This is a genomic window from Furfurilactobacillus curtus (genome assembly GCF_054657915.1).
The window spans coordinates 595,183-613,239 of record NZ_BAAHXU010000001.1; the positions used below are offsets into that span (position 1 = coordinate 595,183).

Consider the following 18,057-nt stretch of genomic DNA (forward strand, 5'->3'; position numbering starts at 1 on the left):
ACAAATTTCTACAAAGCGAGTGGCTGTCATTTTGACAGCCACTCGCTTTGTATCATTATTGGTCATTTCATCACACATTAGTTTGGTGCAATAACTGCTTGATTTGGTCATCAGGATCTTGGTGTACTTGCCAGGTTTGCCTAGAAAACGGATCATAGAACTGTAAATCTGTGCAAGCCAACGCTTGATGATTCAGATTAGGTAAGACCATACCCCCATATAGTTCGTCCCCCACTAACGCATGACCTAAACTAGCAAAATGAACTCGAATCTGATGGGTTCGGCCTGTATGCAAGCGAACCTTAACCACTGACCACTCTGGACCTTCATTTATAGTCCAAAATTCCGTGTAGGCAGCCTGCCCATCAGAAGCCGTCGTTCGTTTAATAAATGAGTCAGGTGCTCGCTTGATGGGCGCCTTAATCTCTCCATGATCTGGCAACCCCCTACCAGAAACGACCGCCAGATAAGTCTTTTGCAGCGTATGGGCCTTTAACTGCTGATCTAAAATGGAATGAGCCATGTGGTGTTTTCCAAATAGTACTAAACCGCTAGTCCCCTTATCAAGCCGAGTTACAATATGTGGCACTTGCAAAGGCATCCCGTGCGTAATGAAGTAACCCTTAGCGCGGTTCACCAAAGTATCGTTGCCATAGTGATGAGCGGGTACTGAAGCAACCCCAGCTGGCTTGTTGACAATTAAAAAGTTAGCGTCCTCTTTAACAACATTTAAAGGTTGATCCGAAATCGTCACCGCCGCATTAGCCGGTTCCGGTGGTAAAACAATTGTCACTACATCCCCGATGGCGACTTCATCAACACTCCAAGCTGGCCGACCATTAATCGTCATTTGACCGCCATGAAATTTAATTTGTGTTAAAACCGCATGACTGACACCATGCTGTTGCAAAAAGTTGCGCAACTTAGTCGGCACTGTATCGTTTTTCCAGCCGAATTGTAGCGGATAAGCCATTATTCTACATCTCCAATAAATGACTCACGTACTCGTTGCCAGAAGGCAGTATGCCGATATTGGGCGAAGTAAATCCGCTGATCAGAAACCTTAAAGCGAATTTGTTTGACGAGCCGTTCAGGCGTTAAAAATTGGTCACAGGTAATCGCAAAATTATCCGCATCTTCTGATTTTAACGTGACCCACTCGTCTTTGCCGATGATAAACGGTGCCCCTAATGTTCGAAACACCCGATTATTGATCGAGGCAATTTCCGCCATCTGCACAGCCTCAATACCCGGATGTAAGACGGCCCCCCCTAAGGACTTATTGTACCCAGTCGAACCAGTTGGCGTTGAAAAGCATAACCCATCACCGCGAAAGCGTTCAAACAACTGATCTTTGATATAAACGTCACAGACCAGCGTCCTAACAGCCTTTTTGACGGTAGCTTCATTTAACGCTAAGAAATGGTGAGGCTCTTGTTCGCCTTTATATGTGATGTCAATATCTAACAGTGGATAGCTCACACTTTCCCCATTATCCCGTTGTAAGCTGGCCACTAATTGATCAATTTCAAAATCCCGCCAATCGGTATAAAAGCCCAAATGTCCGGTATGTAAACCCACGAACCGAATGGAGGCTAATTGGGCGCGGTAATGGTGAAAGGCAGACAACAGCGTACCATCACCACCGACCGATAATACAATCTCCGGATGACCCTCATCAATTTCAATTCCCACACGTGTCAATGCAGTTCGTAATTTTTCTATAACCGCTTTAGTCGTAGCTTGTGGATAATAACTATAAATTGCAACTTTCATGTTAACTTGCTCGATTCTACTGATTGTCTGTCTGAGGGCTGAGCAGCCGTCTCTCCATCTGACTTTGACTCCGGCTGAACTTCAGAGAGGTCGGCCCGAATTGCGGACATTTCTTGATCCAATCGAAATGCCGCCTCCCCCGCGCGCTCTAGTCGTCCCTGTAATGCCTGCGGAAATTCTCCTTGATATTTATAATTCAAAGAGTGCTCAATCGTGGCCCAAAAATTCATTGCCAGCGTGCGCACTTGAATTTCTGCCAAAATTTTTTTCTCGCCATCTTTCATCTGCACCGGGTAGCTCACGACGATATGATAGGAACGATAACCACTCGGTTTAACATTAGAAATATAGTCACGTTCTTCTAAAATCGTCAAATCCGTTCGTTTACGCAACAAATCGACCACTTGATAGATATCATCGACGAACTGGCACATGATTCGTAAGCCGGCGATATCTTGCATATCATCTTCTAGCCGTTCCTCGGCCACATGCCGGCGAACCATTTTCTCTTGAATGCTGGCAACTGGCTTGACTCGTCCAGTCACAAATTCGATTGGCGATTGTAGCCCTGCGTCTTTATATTGACGACGAATACCACGCAATTTAATTTTTAATTCATCCACTGCTTGCTCATAAGGGAGCAAAAAGTGATCCCAATCTTCAATCATTTCAAAACCTCCCGGAGGAAACGCGATCAATCGGCGCTTAAATCGCATCCGACTGGGATTAGTTTACCATACTTCACTGTTCGATTCTGTTTGAAGCCCTTGGACTTAATTGAAAATCAAACCGATTTTTTTACATTGATTAACCCGTTTATTTGTTGACACATCTCACACAAAGTCAATAATATCAAACAATAAAAGACTTTTCTCTTTACATTTATTTTTGAATCAGGCATGATAGTCCCAGTTGCAATTCAATTGTTGGTCGCAGACATGTGCAAACGTTTGTCTGCGACCTGAATGTGTCCTTTTAATCACTAATTCACTAATTGTTGAATGATCGCATAATTTTGATGGAGGTTTCGCTGTGCTAGAAGTTTATCTGTTTGTTAATCCTTTAGGTGATCAATGTTATACCTGCGAGCGTCAGATTAACCAGATCTCGGCACAAACGCACCGTAAGTTACAAATCCAATTTGTACCAATGGTCAACTTGCAAACGATCAGTGAAACGTTTCACCGGCTGAACCCACAGCATCCAGACCTTACGCGTAACGCCCTAGCTGAGCAACTTTACCATATCATCTTAGATTACAAAGCGGCCTCTTTTCAGGGCAAACGACTGGGTCGCCAATTTTTTCTGCGCTTGCAAGATCACATTTTGGTTCAAGAGGAAACTTACACACCAGCATTAGGGTTACAAGTCGCGCATGAATTAGCCTTAGACATGGAAATGTTCACCGAAGACCGCCGCAGTAAACTGGCTGAAGATGCCTTCAGTGCCGATCAACGGTTAGTCTCTGAAATGGGGATTGAACATCCTAGTGAAACCGTTATTTTCGATGTTGATGATTTTGATTGTGGCCTATTGATGGAAAATTTTGACTTTGATACCTTGTTAGAAATTAGCAATCATCCCGCTAACAGTCCATTAGCTAACTTTTCAAGCAATAAATCAACCCAACAAAAAGCAAATTTGCGCATTCTCTAAGCAAAATTAAAGTACAGACCTCAAAAAAGGTACCAACAACTAGCCAATAAAGCTGATTGTTGGCACCTTTTTTCATCGAAGTTTCCAAACCTGGTTCTTGCGTTCACTAGCTTGCGGATTAGTCAAAGTCACCAATTGCTGACAGCTGGGTTGTAATCAGAATCAACCCAGAATAGCTTCAAGCTCATTCAGCCGTTGTTCGAACACATTAAAGGCCGCGACTAAATAATCTGGTTTCGTCATATCAACCCCTGCGGTCTTCATGACTGACAAAGGATATTGGGAATTGCCGGCCTTTAAAAAGGTTAAATAACGCTCCAACGCCCCAGGCTGCTGGCTGGTAATACCCTGCGACAAGGTAGAAGCCGCTGCAAACCCAGTCGCATACTGGAATACATAATAGTTATAGTAAAAGTGCGGAATCCGAGCCCATTCATAGGCGATTTCTGGATCCGGCGTCAATTCTGGACCATAATAGCGTTGGTTCAGAGCACCGTAATACTCTGTCAATCGTTGCGCAGTTAATGGGTGTCCGGCAGCATCTTCTTGGTGAAGCCAATGTTCAAATTCCGCGAATTGCGTTTGCCGAAAGACAGTTCCCTTAAAACCGTCCAAATAATGATTTAAAACGAATGCACGAGTGGCAGGATCTTGATGATGGTCAAGTAAATATTGCGTTAATGTATTCTCATTGGTTGTCGAGGCAATTTCTGCCACAAAAATGGCATAATCTCCGTACTGATACGGTTGGTTATGGCGCGTATAGTAACTATGGATACTGTGACCCATTTCATGAACTAACGTGAAAAGTTCTTCTAAATTATCCTGCCAATTAAGCAAAATGTAAGGATTAGTGTCGTAAGCGCCCGACGAAAATGCGCCGCTGCGCTTCCCCTTCGTCTCGACAACATCAATCCATCGTTGATCAAAAGCGGCCTGAACGTGACTCACGTAGTCTGGCCCCATTACTGATAAGGCGGCGAGCGCTTCCTTTTGCGCGGTGGTGTACGTGTACGTTAATGGCGCAGTCCTTGTAATTGGTGTGTAAAGATCGTACGCATGTAAGTGATCAACGCCCAGGATCCGCTTTCGCAAACTTACGTAGCGATGAAGTAAACTCAAATGATCATTGACTTGATCCACCAATGTTTCATAAACAGTCTCAGGAATATTATTTTTAGCCAATGCTGCTGCCCGGGCACTGTCATAATGGTGCACCTTGGCCGTAAAGTTATGAGTTTTGATAGTACTAGACAAGGTCGAGGCAAACGTATTCTGAAATTGTTGATAAACACGAAACAGTTGCTTAAAGGCCGCTGCCCGAACTGACCGATCAGTTGACTGCAACAAGACACCATAGACTCCTTGGCTGAGCTGAACCTCATGGCCCTCCTCGTCTCTCACGACCGGAAAGGTCAAGTCGGCATTATCAAGTACGCCAAAAGTTTTAGCAGAAGCATTGAAAATATCACTTGCACCAGACAATAATGATTCTTGGTCCGCTGGCAATGTATGTTGACGAGCCCGATTGATGTCCGCAAAGAAATGTTGGTAGACAGCCAAGTCGGGCGCAGCTAACCAATCACGTAACTGATCTTCATTAATCGTCAAAACTTCCGGTTCAAACCAAGCTAATGCGCTACCAGCCCTGGCAACCAAATCATCAGCCCGTGCCGCCAAACCCTGGGCAGCCTGATTACTCGTATCCTGTTCCTGTAACAAAGATGCATAAACATCAATTCTTTCTAAATGCTGCCACACTGAAAGTAAAGCTTGAGTTGCAGCCAATAATTGTTCTGGTCCATCGCCCAAGTGCTGATGATATTGATCGAATTGAGTTAATTCTGTTTCAACGCGCACATACGCCTGCTCCCAAGCGGCTTCATCAAGAAAAATTGCTGTCAAATCCCAAGTTAAACTAACTGGAACTTCATCACGAGTGGGTAATTGTTTAACATCTGCCATTTAGTTACCTCCGTTATCTCCACACTTTTCTAATCATTTTTTTACATTATCACACTTTTGCCTTCGTTCGCGAACTTTACAGTTGCTTTTGATGATTCAAGCTAAAAAAATGTTGAAATCTCAGTTTAATTAACCGCTGTCGTTGCTGTTTTTCGGCCAATTGTCGATTAGGCAGCCAAGAAAGCTGTGGGGACACAATCCTTGTCCACGCAAACTGGCATTGTCGCTCACTAGCTGTTGGATGGGCCCGCCACCAAAGATATAGTGGGATCCGCCAACTAAGCTCATTTTGGATGAAAGCCGGTGGTTCGACCAGGTCTCCTAATACCCAATCTGGTAGTCGTTGTAACAATGTTTTAGCTTGATAGCATTGAGCCTGCCATCGCAATGTTTGTGCATCATAATGAATCAAGCCCCACTGTAATCGCTGACGCTGGTGGCGATGTGTTTTTGCTGAAACTTCACCCTGGTTAAAATGTTTCGACACCGTTGTCATCTGCCAAAACTGACGCCAGTCGTGCCAACGTTTAAACCGCTTACGTTGTGAGACTACTGGACATAGCGGAATAATGCCGATATTGAAACGCACTTCCAAACACTGATGAGCGACCGACCAAAACAATACACAGGCCCCGTAGCATGGATGGAAAACAATAAATTTAGCAATTTTAGTGAGGTGCAACTGGAACTTCTTTTGATACGGTGATCCTAAAAGCCATAACTGTTGATAATGACCACCATCATAGCCAATTTGACGCTCATTTAATCGCTGATTACTAATTGGGCTACATTGAAATTCAACTGCTAGACGATGATTAATAAGTAAATCAGGCCGTTGATGTAATTTTAGCAATGGTTCTTCAATTGATACTGTGGCTCCCTGTTGACTAAACCACTGGGCAAGTTGAATTTTGCCTGTTAAATGTTCACTGGTTTCCCCTTCAGCTAGGCTATCACAACTTTGATGTCGCAAGTGTGCAAAATAAGGCTGTCGAATTGAACCCGCCCGCCGAACAACTGGGCGAAGACATCCTGGACAAACGACTTTTTCGTTCGAATCTTGATTAGCTGAGATTAATTGTCCATTGATGCCTATTTGTGCCATTAACACGTCTGTCTGCCCCCTCTAATAGAGAATTCATCTTATACATACGACAGACAGACAAAATAACACGAAAAAAGCCGATCAAATTGGTCAAGTAAATTGACCGCCTCAATCGGTTGATAACACATTTGCTTATTTAAAATAGTGACGAGCAAGTTCCAATGCGGACGTATCCATGACTTTCTCACCATGTTCTGCAAGAACATCGCCGGTGATTGTCGTCTTGTTGGCATATTCCAGTGCAACCGCAACATCATCCTTAATTGTTTCTGGCGAAGTTTGATCCGTAAAGAAAACCAGTTCCAAATAAAATTGGTTACGGTACTTATACAGATTCGACAGACCACCTTCTAGGCGAAGCACTTTAGCGATCGCAACTAGATCCTCAAAATCTCCTAATCGTAAAACCACTTCCCGAGTAGGAACGTCGGGGTTATCAACCATACCCTTTAAATCATCAGGGTCGTCTGCTTGATCGTGGCTGTCTTCACTGAGTTCAGTGCGGCGCGAATCATCAATATCGTCACGACCTTGTAATTGCTGTCTAAGAAAATCTGACACCTGATCCGTACTAGCACTGTCAAAATCAACAGAACCATTTAGCTCTGGCCCTTGATCATCAAAATCATCATCAGCATCGTCACCAACATTCTTGCTGATGAATAATTCCAAGCCATTGCGGTTTGGTAAAACCTGAAAAGTAACCGCATCATTATCTTGGAATTGATGATCCTCATCCACTTCTTCAAGAATACTATAAAAGAATTTTTCAATTTGTTGATGATTACCCAACAAATCCAGCACGGTAATGCCGCGAGCTGACAAATCATCGTTACCGATTAGAACGCGAATTGTGTTTTCGTTAATCCGTTCCATTTCCATGCGAAACACCCCTTTCGCGACAGGAATTCCACCCTAATGTTTATCAACATTTTAGTCTTCTGTGTCGTAAAGTAAAGTTTAAGCAACCATAATTAAGACAATCGTTGCTCCGGCGTCAGGATAATAAAAAGACCCGATCTATAGATATTATCCCATAGATCGGGTCGCTTGCAAATCAATCATCAAACTTAGCTTAAAGATCAGCCAACCGCTGTGCCTCAGCTAATTCAAGCGCTCGTACGTCGCGAGGCAAGAAACGACGAATTTCGTCTTCATTATAACCGACTTGGAGTCGCTTATCGTCCATAATAATTGGTCGGCGTAACAGCGCAGGGTTCTCATGAACCAAATCAATCAACTGGTTCATTGGAAGATCATCGAGGTCAATGTGTAGATCCTGAAAAATCTTGGAACGCTTCGAAATAATCTCCTCAGTTCCATCTTCGGTCATTCGGAGAACCGTTTTAATTTCATCAGTTGAGAGTGGTTCGGCAAAAATATTCCGTTCAGTAAAAGGAATATTATTCTCAGTAAGCCATGCGCGAGCTTTACGGCAAGACGTGCAGCTTGGCGAGGTATAGAGCGTAACTAGGTTACTCATATTTGTCGTCCCCCTTAATTCACCTTTTGAATGACAAGTTTCATTCAATGTGTATATTGTACAGCGAAAGTCATCAAAAGAAAAGTCTTTTTCAAACAAATGTTCGCCTTAACCAGCGGATTGATAAAAGTCTTAAATTTAATAAGTGTTCATTTAAAGCAAAAATAAAATACATATTATCTAATATCGTATTTTATTTTTGTGGTACACATATCAAAAAAACGTATCATTATAATAAATAAAAAATGATGAAAAAGTTTTCAAATCCTTGTTATCATTGAACTTTGCTTTCTTTTTGTAAGTGAAATAGCACCACTTTTATCAAATTTCTATATTTTTTTCATCTGCCGCGACTAACACCTTAATGGCGGCTCCGGCCTTAGTTGATGCTTGCTGTTTTAACTCCTCAAATGAGGTGATCTGGGGTAAATGCGTTAATATCAATGTTTTCACCTGCGCCTGATGGGCAAGTTGTCCTGCTTGTGGAGCTGTCATATGCCATAATTGTCCAGTTCGATTAGCAAAAAAATTCGTGTCCACCATTAAGACATTTGCCTTGGCGGCAAAATCATTTAACGCTGGCATTGCGGCGCTATCAGCCGTGTAAACCAGTACAGATCCTGTTTTCTTTTCCACAATTCGAATTGCAAATGTTGGCACTGGATGAATGGTTCGCAAAAATGTGATGACGAAAGGACCAAGTTCTAGAGCGCTATTCGGATCATATTTTTTTCCAATGGTGGCCGCGGGCCAAGTTAAAGCGGCAAAGTTCAGCGGGTCTTCCATGTGTCCGTATATCGGCAAAACGTCCTGCTTACGGGGACCAGTTTGCAATTGCCACTCATACTGCAATACACCCACATCGGCAATATGATCTTGATGATAATGGCTAAGTAACAATGCATCCAATTGTAAGGGGTCCAAAACCTTCTGTAAGGCTAATAATGTACCACTACCGGCATCAAGCATTAGATTGAAGCCTTGGGATTGGATCAAATAACCTGAAGTGCCGCCGCCATTAAATGGATAACCGCCATAATAACCTAATATTGTTAATTTCACAGCTCTTCACCTTCACTTTCTTCACTTATTGTAAGCGTCTTATTTTGCAGAACAACCAGCAACTACCTATAATTAGGGTATCCAAAGATGGAGGTAGTCCCATGGCAAATGAAGTTACATTAGCATTTGGTACCAAACCAATTTTACAAAAGATTCAGGATTCCAATCCACAAAATCGCCTGATCTCACTATCGGAGACAAGTGGCGTTGCTCACCTTATGTTATTGGACTTGAGCGAACGACCAAATGTTTTTTCAAATCCGATTCGTTTTGAGATACTTGCCGATAAACAACCCGCAGCTGGTGACGCGAACGCCTTTTATTCATTCTTGAATTTGCAATTGGACGAAGATCACACAAAAATTTTACGCGCCAGCGTTGATCATTTTTTTGACCAACCCACCCCTCCTGGTTTACAACGCTTCCTGCTTTTACAAAATCGACGAGCCACCAGCGAATATGTCCTGTTATCGATTTGGGATCATGTCAACGCATACCATGAGTGGATCGCCAGCGACTCATTTAGTTCCTTTAAGCCATTCTATAAGCAGTCTCAGTATAATTTCCGTGAGACATCCTACAATACGATTAATTTAAATAAGTAACAAAAACGAGAGCGGGACATAAGTCGATAAGTGACGAGCTCTAAGGGCAAACTGCGAATGATGATGGTTTATTCATCATTTTAGGTTCGCTTTTAGGCGGAGTCGCTTGACTTATGTCCCGTATTTTGGCTAGTTATATTGGAAATGAAATTTAGATTTCAGTTTTGTTCTAGACTCTTTTTGACGTGTATCGCCAGCTTATTGAGTGAAGCTCACCAACAAGTCCACTGGCTTCACTGTGAATCTGTTTGATTAAGCTTCACGATTGCTGGATCAAGCCCAACAATTTCGACCTGATGCTGTTGGTTAACAAAAATTGCACCTAGGCAATCTGGATGCTCTTGCAACCAATTTTGTGGTGCTTTACCAGCAAAAAACAACCGGGTCGACTCAACCTCACCAATAATGGAATGACGACTGAAGACCGTCACCCCCGCCAAATCGGTTTCGAAAGGATAGCCTGTCTGAGAATCTAAAATATGATGGTAGTCATGTTGTCCAACTGTCAAATGGCGTTCGTAAATGCCAGAAGTCACCGCTGAACAAGCCGGTAAATTGACTGTAGCAAGTGGCTCTCCTCGACTGGCCCATGGGTTTTGAACCCCAATTCGCCAAGCACGATCAGTAGTATGGGGGGAAGCTCCCACAAACAATAAATTTCCACCTAAGTTAATCAATCCAGCTGAAATACCCACAGCCATCCACAAGTCTTTTATACGGTCCGCAATATAACCTTTAGCGATTGCTCCCAAATCAAGTTTCATGCCCACCTGTGACAAATAAACGGTCCGGTTGCCAGCATCTAAATGTATCTTCTGGGGATCAATTAGCGCCAAGGCGGCATCAATATCAGTTGGTGAAGGTCGATGGGCATCGGCAAAACCGATTTGCCATGATTTAACCAATGGGCCAATTGCGATATTAAAGCCACTCTTTTCTAAGCTCGCTTTTACGCCAAGCTCAATCAAGCGGTAAGTGCTGTCTGACACTTGGATAGGATACTTTCCAGCTGCCTGATTAATCGCCATAACCTCTGAGGTGTTTCGGTTCACGGTCAATTGGTCTTCGTAGTTAATGACTAATTCGTGGGCCTTCGTTAACCATTGACGTTGGTTGGCGCCAAAGATACTCAATTGAACATTCGTTCCCAGTGCATGAAACTGCTCATCTTGCCGATAGTCTGCCACCCCATCAATGGCTTGGGTTGGTCCCCAAGCTGACTGAATTCGTTTATCCATTAACGTTCGCCTCTCTCATAAACTGTTATTAGCAGTCATTAAAAGCACTAAAGACACAGAGCACAGCGAGCCGAATATGGCGAGCGTTAGCGGAGAACTTGAACGTTGGCAATTCGACCGAATGACAAGTCTCGACTAGGTCCCAGGCATCACATCACTAGCTGACGGAGCTCAACAAAAAAGCCTACCAAATAGGCAGGCTTTTATAATTGCGGGGGCTGGATTTGAACCAACGACCTTCGGGTTATGGGCCCGACGAGCTACCAGACTGCTCCACCCCGCGATAATATAAACTTAAAATGACCCCTACGGGATTCGAACCCATGTTACCGCCGTGAAAGGGCGGTGTCTTAAACCACTTGACCAAGGGGTCAACATTAATAAACTATCTAAAACTACCTACTACCAACGGAGAAGGAGAGATTCGAACTCTCGCGCCGCTTTCGCGACCTATACCCTTAGCAGGGGCACCTCTTCAGCCACTTGAGTACTTCCCCAAAACCAAGTGGGCACAAGTGGACTCGAACCACCGACCTCACGCTTATCAGGCGTGCGCTCTAACCAGCTGAGCTATGCGCCCATGGAGCGGGTGACGAGAATCGGACTCGCGACAGCAGCTTGGAAGGCTGCGGTTTTACCACTAAACTACACCCGCATAACATGGTTATAATGGCGCGGGACAGAATCGAACTGCCGACACATGGAGCTTCAATCCATTGCTCTACCGACTGAGCTACCGAGCCATAACGGTCCCAACGAGACTCGAACTCGTGATCTCCTGCGTGACAGGCAGGCGTCCTAACCAACTGGACCATGGGACCAAAATTGCGGGGGCTGGATTTGAACCAACGACCTTCGGGTTATGGGCCCGACGAGCTACCAGACTGCTCCACCCCGCGATAATAGTAAATGATGAAAGGAGGATAAGAGATTCGAACTCTTGCGTGGGCTTACACCCACCTGACGGTTTTCAAGACCGTTCCCTTCAGCCAGACTTGGGTAATCCTCCATATAATGTAATGATCATACGGCCACTTAATAGTGGACCTTGTAGGACTCGAACCTACGACCGGACGGTTATGAGCCGTCTGCTCTAACCAACTGAGCTAAAGGTCCAAGTTCACCATAAGTACCAATCGCGGCGGGGGGGATCGAACCCTCGACCTCCCGGGTATGAACCGGACGCTCTAGCCAGCTGAGCTACACCGCGATCATAAATAACTAACAAGCTATTTATAAATCGGGAAAACAGGATTCGAACCTGCGACCCCCTGGTCCCAAACCAGGTGCTCTACCAAGCTGAGCTATTTCCCGAAATACTACGCAGATTACTCTGCAATGCACCCAGTAGGAGTCGAACCTACAACCTTCTGATTCGTAGTCAGACACTCTATCCAGTTGCGCTATGGGTGCAAAAAGTGCCGAGGACCGGGATCGAACCGGTACGGTCATCACTGACCGCAGGATTTTAAGTCCTGTGCGTCTGCCAATTCCGCCACCCCGGCATTATAGAAATTGGCAAAGCGGAAGACGGGATTCGAACCCGCGACCCCCACCATGGCAAGGTGATGTTCTACCACTGAACTACTTCCGCATAAATATATAAATGGTACAATGCCGACTAGAGGATTCGAACCTCCGACCCCCTGTTTACAAGACAGATGCTCTGCCAACTGAGCTAAGTCGGCGTTAACCGAAAATTTCACTACCCTCTAAGGGCAATGAGCCGTGACAGTCTCGAACTGTCGACCCTCTGATTAAAAGTCAGATGCTCTACCAACTGAGCTAACGGCTCATCAAAAATGGAAGATACAGGGCTCGAACCTGTGACCCTCTGCTTGTAAGGCAGACGCTCTCCCAACTGAGCTAATCTTCCAAAATGCATGGCGACGACCTACCCTCGCAGGGAGCGATCCCCCAACTACTCTTGGCGCGACGAAGCTTAACTTCCGTGTTCGGCATGGGAACGGGTGTATCCTTCGTGCCATCATCACCACACTCTGAGGGTTACCCACTCAAAACTGAATCTGATTCTTTTTATCTTAACCGGACCACCACTTCGTGGTTAAGTCCTCGACCGATTAGTACTAGTCCGCTCCATGTGTCGCCACACTTCCACTTCTAGCCTATCTACCTCATCATCTCTGAGGGGTCTTACTTCCATATAGGAATGGGAAATCTCATCTCGAGGCGAGTTTCACACTTAGATGCTTTCAGCGTTTATCTCATCCATACATAGCTACCCAGCGATGCGCCTGGCGGCACAACTGGTACACCAGCGGTATGTCCATCCCGGTCCTCTCGTACTAAGGACAGCTCCTCTCAAATTTCCTGCGCCCGCGACGGATAGGGACCGAACTGTCTCACGACGTTCTGAACCCAGCTCGCGTACCGCTTTAATGGGCGAACAGCCCAACCCTTGGGACCGACTACAGCCCCAGGATGCGATGAGCCGACATCGAGGTGCCAAACCTCCCCGTCGATGTGGACTCTTGGGGGAGATGAGCCTGTTATCCCCAGGGTAGCTTTTATCCGTTGAGCGATGGCCCTTCCATACGGTACCACCGGATCACTAAGCCCGACTTTCGTCCCTGCTCGACCTGTCTGTCTCACAGTCAAGCTCCCTTGTGCCTTTACACTCTACAAATGATTTCCAACCATTTTGAGGGAACCTTTGGGCGCCTCCGTTACCTTTTAGGAGGCGACCGCCCCAGTCAAACTGCCTACCTGACACTGTCTCCCGCCACGCTAAGTGGCGCGGGTTAGAGTGGCCGTATAACAAGGGTAGTATCCCACCAACGCCTCCTTCGAGACTAGCGTCCCGAGCTCTACGGCTCCTACCTATCCTGTACAAGTTATACAGACACCCAATATCAAGCTACAGTAAAGCTCCATGGGGTCTTTCCGTCCTGTCGCGGGTAACCCGCATCTTCACGGGTAATATAATTTCACCGAGTCTCTCGTTGAGACAGTGCCCAGATCGTTACGCCTTTCATGCGGGTCGGAACTTACCCGACAAGGAATTTCGCTACCTTAGGACCGTTATAGTTACGGCCGCCGTTCACTGGGGCTTCAATTCTGAGCTTCGCTTACGCTAACCCATCCTTTTAACCTTCCAGCACTGGGCAGGCGTCAGCCCCTATACGTCATCTTACGATTTTGCAGAAACCTGTGTTTTTGATAAACAGTCGCCTGGGCCTTTTCACTGCGGCTGCACGTTAGTGCAGCACCCCTTATTCCGAAGTTACGGGGTCATTTTGCCGAGTTCCTTAACGAGAGTTCGCTCGCTCACCTGAGGATACTCTCCTCGACTACCTGTGTCGGTTTGCGGTACGGGTAATTAAACGCTCACTAGAAGCTTTTCTCGGCAGCGTGACATCAACGACTTCCCTACTAAATTCGGTCCTCATCACAGCTTGGTGTTAAGCTCATAAGCATTTAACTCATGAACCACCTTGCTGCTTGACCAGACATTTCCATCCGTCTGGATCGTTTAGCCTTCTGCGTCCCTCCATTGTTCAAACACGTTTAACTAGTACAGGAATCTCAACCTGTTAGCCATCGACTACGCCTCTCGGCCTCGCCTTAGGTCCCGACTAACCCTGGGTGGACGAGCCTTCCCCAGGAAACCTTAGTCATTCGGTGGATCAGATTCTCACTGATCTTTCGCTACTCATACCGGCATTCTCACTTCTATGCGCTCCACCAGTCCTCACGGTCTGACTTCTCCGCCCATAGAACGCTCTCCTATCGCGCCACTTACGTGGCACCCACAGTTTCGGTAATGTGCTTAGCCCCGGTACATTTTCGGCGCAGAATCACTCGACTAGTGAGCTATTACGCACTCTTTAAATGGTGGCTGCTTCTGAGCCAACATCCTAGTTGTCTGTGCAACTCCACATCCTTTTCCACTTAGCACATATTTTGGGACCTTAACTGGTGATCTGGGCTGTTCCCCTTTCGACGGTGGATCTTATCACTCATCGTCTGACTCCCGGATAACACATCAATGGCATTCGGAGTTTATCTGAATTCAGTAACCCATGACGGGCCCCTAGTTCAAACAGTGCTCTACCTCCATGATGCTCTAATCCGAGGCTAGCCCTAAAGCTATTTCGGAGAGAACCAGCTATCTCCAAGTTCGTTTGGAATTTCACCGCTACCCACACGTCATCCCAGCCTTTTTCAACAGACACGGGTTCGGTCCTCCGGTGCGTATTACCGCACTTTCAACCTGCACATGGGTAGGTCACCTGGTTTCGGGTCTACTTCAACATACTCAATCGCCCATTTCAGACTCGCTTTCGCTACGGCTCCGGTCTTTCCACCTTAACCTTGCATGCTAACGTAACTCGCCGGTTCATTCTACAAAAGGCACGCTATCACCCATTAACGGGCTCTAACTACTTGTAGGCACACGGTTTCAGGAACTATTTCACTCCCCTTCCGGGGTGCTTTTCACCTTTCCCTCACGGTACTGGTTCACTATCGGTCACTAGGGAGTATTTAGCCTTACGGGATGGTCCCCGCAAATTCCGACGGAATTTCACGTGCTCCGCCGTACTCAGGATCCTGAACTGAGGGACTTTGATTTCGTCTACGTGGCTCTCACACCCTATGGCGACGCTTCCCAACGTCTTCGACTATCAAGGTCCTTGGTAACTCAAATGTTCAGTCCTACAACCCCAAACTGCAAGCAGTCTGGTTTGGGCTCTTCCCCGTTCGCTCGCCGCTACTTAGGGAATCGATTTTTCTTTCTCTTCCTGTTGCTAATGAGATGTTTCAGTTCACAACGTCTACCTTCAACTAGAGTATGTATTCCCCTAGTGATAACCAGCGGTTAAACTGGCTGGGTTCCCCCATTCGGAAATCTCCGGATCAAAGCTTACTTACAGCTCCCCGAAGCATATCGGTGTTAGTCCCGTCCTTCATCGGCTCCTAGTGCCAAGGCATCCACCGTGCGCCCTTGTTAACTTAACCTAACAGTTCTAAAGAACTGCGGTTGTGAGTTTAGCGAATAACAATTACTTGTTAAAAAACTCAAAAAACGCGGTGTTCTCGGTTTTTAATAAAAAGAATCAAGATTCAGTTTTCAATGTGCAATCCTCGGTCACTGACGTGACCAATGGAGAATAACGGGATCGAACCGTTGACCCCCTGCTTGCAAAGCAGGTGCTCTCCCATCTGAGCTAATTCCCCATGTTGTCTTGTGATTTGTCGATGGGCACAAGTGGACTCGAACCACCGACCTCACGCTTATCAGGCGTGCGCTCTAACCAGCTGAGCTATGCGCCCAATCTCTTGAGAGTAAATCCCTCAAAACTGAACAACGTTTCCACTAATGTGTAAGGTTCCGATTTGTTTCCTTAGAAAGGAGGTGATCCAGCCGCAGGTTCTCCTACGGCTACCTTGTTACGACTTCACCCTAATCATCTGTCCCACCTTAGGCGGCTGGCTCCTAAAAGGTTACCCCACCGACTTTGGGTGTTACAAACTCTCATGGTGTGACGGGCGGTGTGTACAAGACCCGGGAACGTATTCACCGCGGCATGCTGATCCGCGATTACTAGCGATTCCGACTTCGTGTAGGCGAGTTGCAGCCTACAGTCCGAACTGAGAATGGCTTTAAGAGATTTGCTTGGCCTCGCGACTTCGCTGCTCGTTGTACCATCCATTGTAGCACGTGTGTAGCCCAGGACATAAGGGGCATGATGATTTGACGTCGTCCCCACCTTCCTCCGGTTTGTCACCGGCAGTCTCATTAGAGTGCCCAACTTAATGCTGGCAACTAATCATAAGGGTTGCGCTCGTTGCGGGACTTAACCCAACATCTCACGACACGAGCTGACGACAACCATGCACCACCTGTCTTTCCGTCCCCGAAGGGAACGTCTTATCTCTAAGATTAGCAGAAGATGTCAAGCCCTGGTAAGGTTCTTCGCGTAGCTTCGAATTAAACCACATGCTCCACCGCTTGTGCGGGTCCCCGTCAATTCCTTTGAGTTTCAACCTTGCGGTCGTACTCCCCAGGCGGAATGCTTATTGCGTTAGCTGCGGCACTAAGGGGCGGAAACCCCCTAACACCTAGCATTCATCGTTTACGGCATGGACTACCAGGGTATCTAATCCTGTTTGCTACCCATGCTTTCGAGCCTCAGCGTCAGTTACAGACCAGGTAGCCGCCTTCGCCACTGGTGTTCTTCCATATATCTACGCATTCCACCGCTACACATGGAGTTCCACTACCCTCTTCTGCACTCAAGTTGCCCAGTTTCCGATGCCCTTCTCCGGTTAAGCCGAAGGCTTTCACATCAGACTTAAGTAACCGCCTGCACTCCCTTTACGCCCAATAAATCCGGATAACGCTTGCCACCTACGTATTACCGCGGCTGCTGGCACGTAGTTAGCCGTGGCTTTCTGGTTAAATACCGTCACAATCTGAACAGTTACTCTCAGATTCGTTCTTCTTTAACAACAGAGTTTTACGAGCCGAAACCCTTCTTCACTCACGCGGCGTTGCTCCATCAGGCTTTCGCCCATTGTGGAAGATTCCCTACTGCTGCCTCCCGTAGGAGTCTGGGCCGTGTCTCAGTCCCAATGTGGCCGATCAGCCTCTCAGCTCGGCTATGCATCATCGCCTTGGTAAGCCGTTACCTTACCAACTAGCTAATGCACCGCGGGTCCATCCTGAAGTGATAGCCGAAACCATCTTTCAAGCGAAAACCATGTGGTTTTCGTTGTTATGCGGTATTAGCATCTGTTTCCAAATGTTATCCCCCACTTCAGGGCAGGTTACCCACGTGTTACTCACCCGTTCGCCACTCGCTTCATTGTTCTTTCAATCTAGTGCAAGCACCGTCAATCTAGAACCAAAGCGCGTTCGACTTGCATGTATTAGGCACGCCGCCAGCGTTCATCCTGAGCCAGGATCAAACTCTCAAATTAATGAGTTATTTGAAATAGCTCTTGTTTTTGTTACTTGGTTATAAAGTGAATTGACTTCACAATTTGTATTGCTTTGAACCGAAGTTCAAAGACCCTACACATTTGATTCGTCGAAACGTTGTTCAGTTTTCAAAGATCTACTTTGCTGTCGCAAGACAACTATTAGATAATATCATTTAAGCAATATCATGTCAATTAGAATTTGAGGAACTTTTTAATTGA

General features: G+C 46.1%; 11 protein-coding genes, 20 tRNA genes and 3 rRNA genes. 2 read left to right on the plus strand and 32 right to left on the minus strand.

The window, feature by feature from the left end; translation table 11 throughout:
• Nucleotides 1-70: 70 nt before the first annotated feature.
• From ACYQ0Y_RS03040 to yjbM, 3 genes are read right to left on the minus strand one after another with little or no spacing between them, the layout of a single operon-like run.
• Nucleotides 71-973, minus strand: coding sequence for an RluA family pseudouridine synthase (locus ACYQ0Y_RS03040; protein ID WP_407882554.1), 903 nt, complete (start codon nucleotides 971-973; stop codon nucleotides 71-73).
• Entirely contained in the window at nucleotides 973-1,776 is an 804-nt protein-coding gene (locus ACYQ0Y_RS03045) for an NAD kinase (protein WP_407882555.1), read from the minus strand. The genes ACYQ0Y_RS03040 and ACYQ0Y_RS03045 overlap by 1 nt, the downstream gene beginning before the upstream one ends.
• A complete protein-coding gene (yjbM, locus tag ACYQ0Y_RS03050; RefSeq protein WP_407882556.1) occupies nucleotides 1,773-2,444 on the minus strand; it encodes a GTP diphosphokinase in 672 nt (223 codons plus the stop codon). Before yjbM ends, ACYQ0Y_RS03045 begins: the two co-directional genes overlap by 4 nt.
• A gap of 364 nt (nucleotides 2,445-2,808) precedes the next feature.
• Here yjbM and ACYQ0Y_RS03055 point away from each other — a divergent pair, with 364 nt between their 5' ends.
• Entirely contained in the window at nucleotides 2,809-3,432 is a 624-nt protein-coding gene (locus ACYQ0Y_RS03055) for a DsbA family protein (protein ID WP_407882557.1), read from the plus strand.
• Between the two features lie 162 nt (nucleotides 3,433-3,594).
• Here ACYQ0Y_RS03055 and pepF read toward each other — a convergent pair whose 3' ends face one another.
• The 5 genes from pepF to ACYQ0Y_RS03080 all read right to left on the minus strand — a co-directional run bounded on the left by pepF (nucleotide 3,595) and on the right by ACYQ0Y_RS03080 (nucleotide 9,047).
• Nucleotides 3,595-5,397: an oligoendopeptidase F gene (gene pepF, locus ACYQ0Y_RS03060; RefSeq protein ID WP_407882558.1), complete on the minus strand. Its 1,803-nt coding sequence runs from the start codon at nucleotides 5,395-5,397 to the stop codon at nucleotides 3,595-3,597.
• 76 nt (nucleotides 5,398-5,473) lie between these two features.
• On the minus strand, nucleotides 5,474-6,502 hold the full coding sequence (locus tag ACYQ0Y_RS03065) for a competence protein CoiA (RefSeq protein ID WP_407882582.1): 1,029 nt from the start codon (nucleotides 6,500-6,502) through the stop codon (nucleotides 5,474-5,476).
• A gap of 132 nt (nucleotides 6,503-6,634) precedes the next feature.
• Nucleotides 6,635-7,384, minus strand: coding sequence for an adaptor protein MecA (locus tag ACYQ0Y_RS03070; RefSeq protein WP_407882559.1), 750 nt, complete (start codon nucleotides 7,382-7,384; stop codon nucleotides 6,635-6,637).
• Nucleotides 7,385-7,577: 193 nt separating this feature from the next.
• On the minus strand, nucleotides 7,578-7,985 hold the full coding sequence (spxA, locus tag ACYQ0Y_RS03075; protein WP_407882560.1) for a transcriptional regulator SpxA: 408 nt from the start codon (nucleotides 7,983-7,985) through the stop codon (nucleotides 7,578-7,580).
• Nucleotides 7,986-8,306: 321 nt separating this feature from the next.
• Complete coding sequence (locus ACYQ0Y_RS03080; RefSeq protein WP_407882561.1) at nucleotides 8,307-9,047, minus strand: MBL fold metallo-hydrolase; 741 nt, start codon at nucleotides 9,045-9,047, stop codon at nucleotides 8,307-8,309.
• A gap of 101 nt (nucleotides 9,048-9,148) precedes the next feature.
• On the opposite strand from ACYQ0Y_RS03080, the gene ACYQ0Y_RS03085 reads away from it, so the two are divergent.
• Nucleotides 9,149-9,652 carry an antibiotic biosynthesis monooxygenase family protein gene (locus ACYQ0Y_RS03085; protein ID WP_407882562.1) on the plus strand — a complete coding sequence of 168 codons (504 nt, stop codon included), beginning with the start codon at nucleotides 9,149-9,151 and terminating at the stop codon, nucleotides 9,650-9,652.
• Between the two features lie 233 nt (nucleotides 9,653-9,885).
• On the opposite strand, the gene ACYQ0Y_RS03090 is transcribed toward ACYQ0Y_RS03085, so the two are convergent.
• The 24 genes from ACYQ0Y_RS03090 to ACYQ0Y_RS03205 all read right to left on the minus strand — a co-directional run bounded on the left by ACYQ0Y_RS03090 (nucleotide 9,886) and on the right by ACYQ0Y_RS03205 (nucleotide 17,835).
• Nucleotides 9,886-10,890, minus strand: coding sequence for an FAD:protein FMN transferase (locus ACYQ0Y_RS03090; RefSeq protein ID WP_407882563.1), 1,005 nt, complete (start codon nucleotides 10,888-10,890; stop codon nucleotides 9,886-9,888).
• 209 nt (nucleotides 10,891-11,099) lie between these two features.
• Nucleotides 11,100-11,173: transfer RNA gene (locus tag ACYQ0Y_RS03095), tRNA-Met, on the minus strand.
• 17 nt (nucleotides 11,174-11,190) lie between these two features.
• Nucleotides 11,191-11,263, minus strand: a tRNA-Glu gene (locus tag ACYQ0Y_RS03100).
• A 36-nt stretch (nucleotides 11,264-11,299) separates the two neighbouring features.
• Nucleotides 11,300-11,387, minus strand: a tRNA-Ser gene (locus ACYQ0Y_RS03105).
• 9 nt (nucleotides 11,388-11,396) lie between these two features.
• A tRNA-Ile gene (locus tag ACYQ0Y_RS03110) sits at nucleotides 11,397-11,470 on the minus strand.
• A gap of 1 nt (nucleotide 11,471) precedes the next feature.
• Nucleotides 11,472-11,545: transfer RNA gene (locus ACYQ0Y_RS03115), tRNA-Gly, on the minus strand.
• Nucleotides 11,546-11,560: 15 nt separating this feature from the next.
• Nucleotides 11,561-11,633: transfer RNA gene (locus ACYQ0Y_RS03120), tRNA-Phe, on the minus strand.
• Nucleotides 11,634-11,637: 4 nt separating this feature from the next.
• Nucleotides 11,638-11,711: transfer RNA gene (locus tag ACYQ0Y_RS03125), tRNA-Asp, on the minus strand.
• Nucleotides 11,712-11,715: 4 nt separating this feature from the next.
• A tRNA-Met gene (locus ACYQ0Y_RS03130) sits at nucleotides 11,716-11,789 on the minus strand.
• An 18-nt stretch (nucleotides 11,790-11,807) separates the two neighbouring features.
• Nucleotides 11,808-11,899 (minus strand) — tRNA-Ser (locus ACYQ0Y_RS03135).
• 33 nt (nucleotides 11,900-11,932) lie between these two features.
• Nucleotides 11,933-12,006 (minus strand) — tRNA-Ile (locus tag ACYQ0Y_RS03140).
• 20 nt (nucleotides 12,007-12,026) lie between these two features.
• Nucleotides 12,027-12,100, minus strand: a tRNA-Met gene (locus ACYQ0Y_RS03145).
• A gap of 30 nt (nucleotides 12,101-12,130) precedes the next feature.
• Nucleotides 12,131-12,204 (minus strand) — tRNA-Pro (locus ACYQ0Y_RS03150).
• 25 nt (nucleotides 12,205-12,229) lie between these two features.
• Nucleotides 12,230-12,303 (minus strand) — tRNA-Arg (locus ACYQ0Y_RS03155).
• A 6-nt stretch (nucleotides 12,304-12,309) separates the two neighbouring features.
• Nucleotides 12,310-12,395: transfer RNA gene (locus ACYQ0Y_RS03160), tRNA-Leu, on the minus strand.
• Nucleotides 12,396-12,412: 17 nt separating this feature from the next.
• Nucleotides 12,413-12,484 (minus strand) — tRNA-Gly (locus ACYQ0Y_RS03165).
• A gap of 21 nt (nucleotides 12,485-12,505) precedes the next feature.
• A tRNA-Thr gene (locus tag ACYQ0Y_RS03170) sits at nucleotides 12,506-12,578 on the minus strand.
• A 34-nt stretch (nucleotides 12,579-12,612) separates the two neighbouring features.
• Nucleotides 12,613-12,685 (minus strand) — tRNA-Lys (locus ACYQ0Y_RS03175).
• Nucleotides 12,686-12,693: 8 nt separating this feature from the next.
• Nucleotides 12,694-12,766, minus strand: a tRNA-Val gene (locus tag ACYQ0Y_RS03180).
• A 5-nt stretch (nucleotides 12,767-12,771) separates the two neighbouring features.
• Nucleotides 12,772-12,888: ribosomal RNA gene (rrf, locus tag ACYQ0Y_RS03185) — 5S ribosomal RNA — on the minus strand.
• A 63-nt stretch (nucleotides 12,889-12,951) separates the two neighbouring features.
• A 23S ribosomal RNA gene (locus tag ACYQ0Y_RS03190) occupies nucleotides 12,952-15,870 on the minus strand.
• A gap of 146 nt (nucleotides 15,871-16,016) precedes the next feature.
• A tRNA-Ala gene (locus tag ACYQ0Y_RS03195) sits at nucleotides 16,017-16,089 on the minus strand.
• A gap of 22 nt (nucleotides 16,090-16,111) precedes the next feature.
• Nucleotides 16,112-16,185: transfer RNA gene (locus tag ACYQ0Y_RS03200), tRNA-Ile, on the minus strand.
• 75 nt (nucleotides 16,186-16,260) lie between these two features.
• Nucleotides 16,261-17,835, minus strand: a 16S ribosomal RNA gene (locus tag ACYQ0Y_RS03205).
• The 16S, 23S and 5S rRNA genes sit together here with 20 tRNA genes alongside, the layout of an rRNA operon.
• Nucleotides 17,836-18,057 lie beyond the last annotated feature (222 nt).

Coding starts and splice junctions, on each gene's coding strand:
- ACYQ0Y_RS03040 (WP_407882554.1), bottom strand. CDS start 973: ATGGCTTATCCGCTACAATTCGGCTGGAAAAACGATACAGTGCCGACT.
- ACYQ0Y_RS03045 (WP_407882555.1), bottom strand. CDS start 1,776: ATGAAAGTTGCAATTTATAGTTATTATCCACAAGCTACGACTAAAGCG.
- yjbM (WP_407882556.1), bottom strand. CDS start 2,444: ATGATTGAAGATTGGGATCACTTTTTGCTCCCTTATGAGCAAGCAGTG.
- pepF (WP_407882558.1), bottom strand. CDS start 5,397: ATGGCAGATGTTAAACAATTACCCACTCGTGATGAAGTTCCAGTTAGT.
- ACYQ0Y_RS03065 (WP_407882582.1), bottom strand. CDS start 6,502: ATGGCACAAATAGGCATCAATGGACAATTAATCTCAGCTAATCAAGAT.
- ACYQ0Y_RS03070 (WP_407882559.1), bottom strand. CDS start 7,384: ATGGAAATGGAACGGATTAACGAAAACACAATTCGCGTTCTAATCGGT.
- spxA (WP_407882560.1), bottom strand. CDS start 7,985: ATGAGTAACCTAGTTACGCTCTATACCTCGCCAAGCTGCACGTCTTGC.
- ACYQ0Y_RS03085 (WP_407882562.1), top strand. CDS start 9,149: ATGGCAAATGAAGTTACATTAGCATTTGGTACCAAACCAATTTTACAA.
- ACYQ0Y_RS03090 (WP_407882563.1), bottom strand. CDS start 10,890: ATGGATAAACGAATTCAGTCAGCTTGGGGACCAACCCAAGCCATTGAT.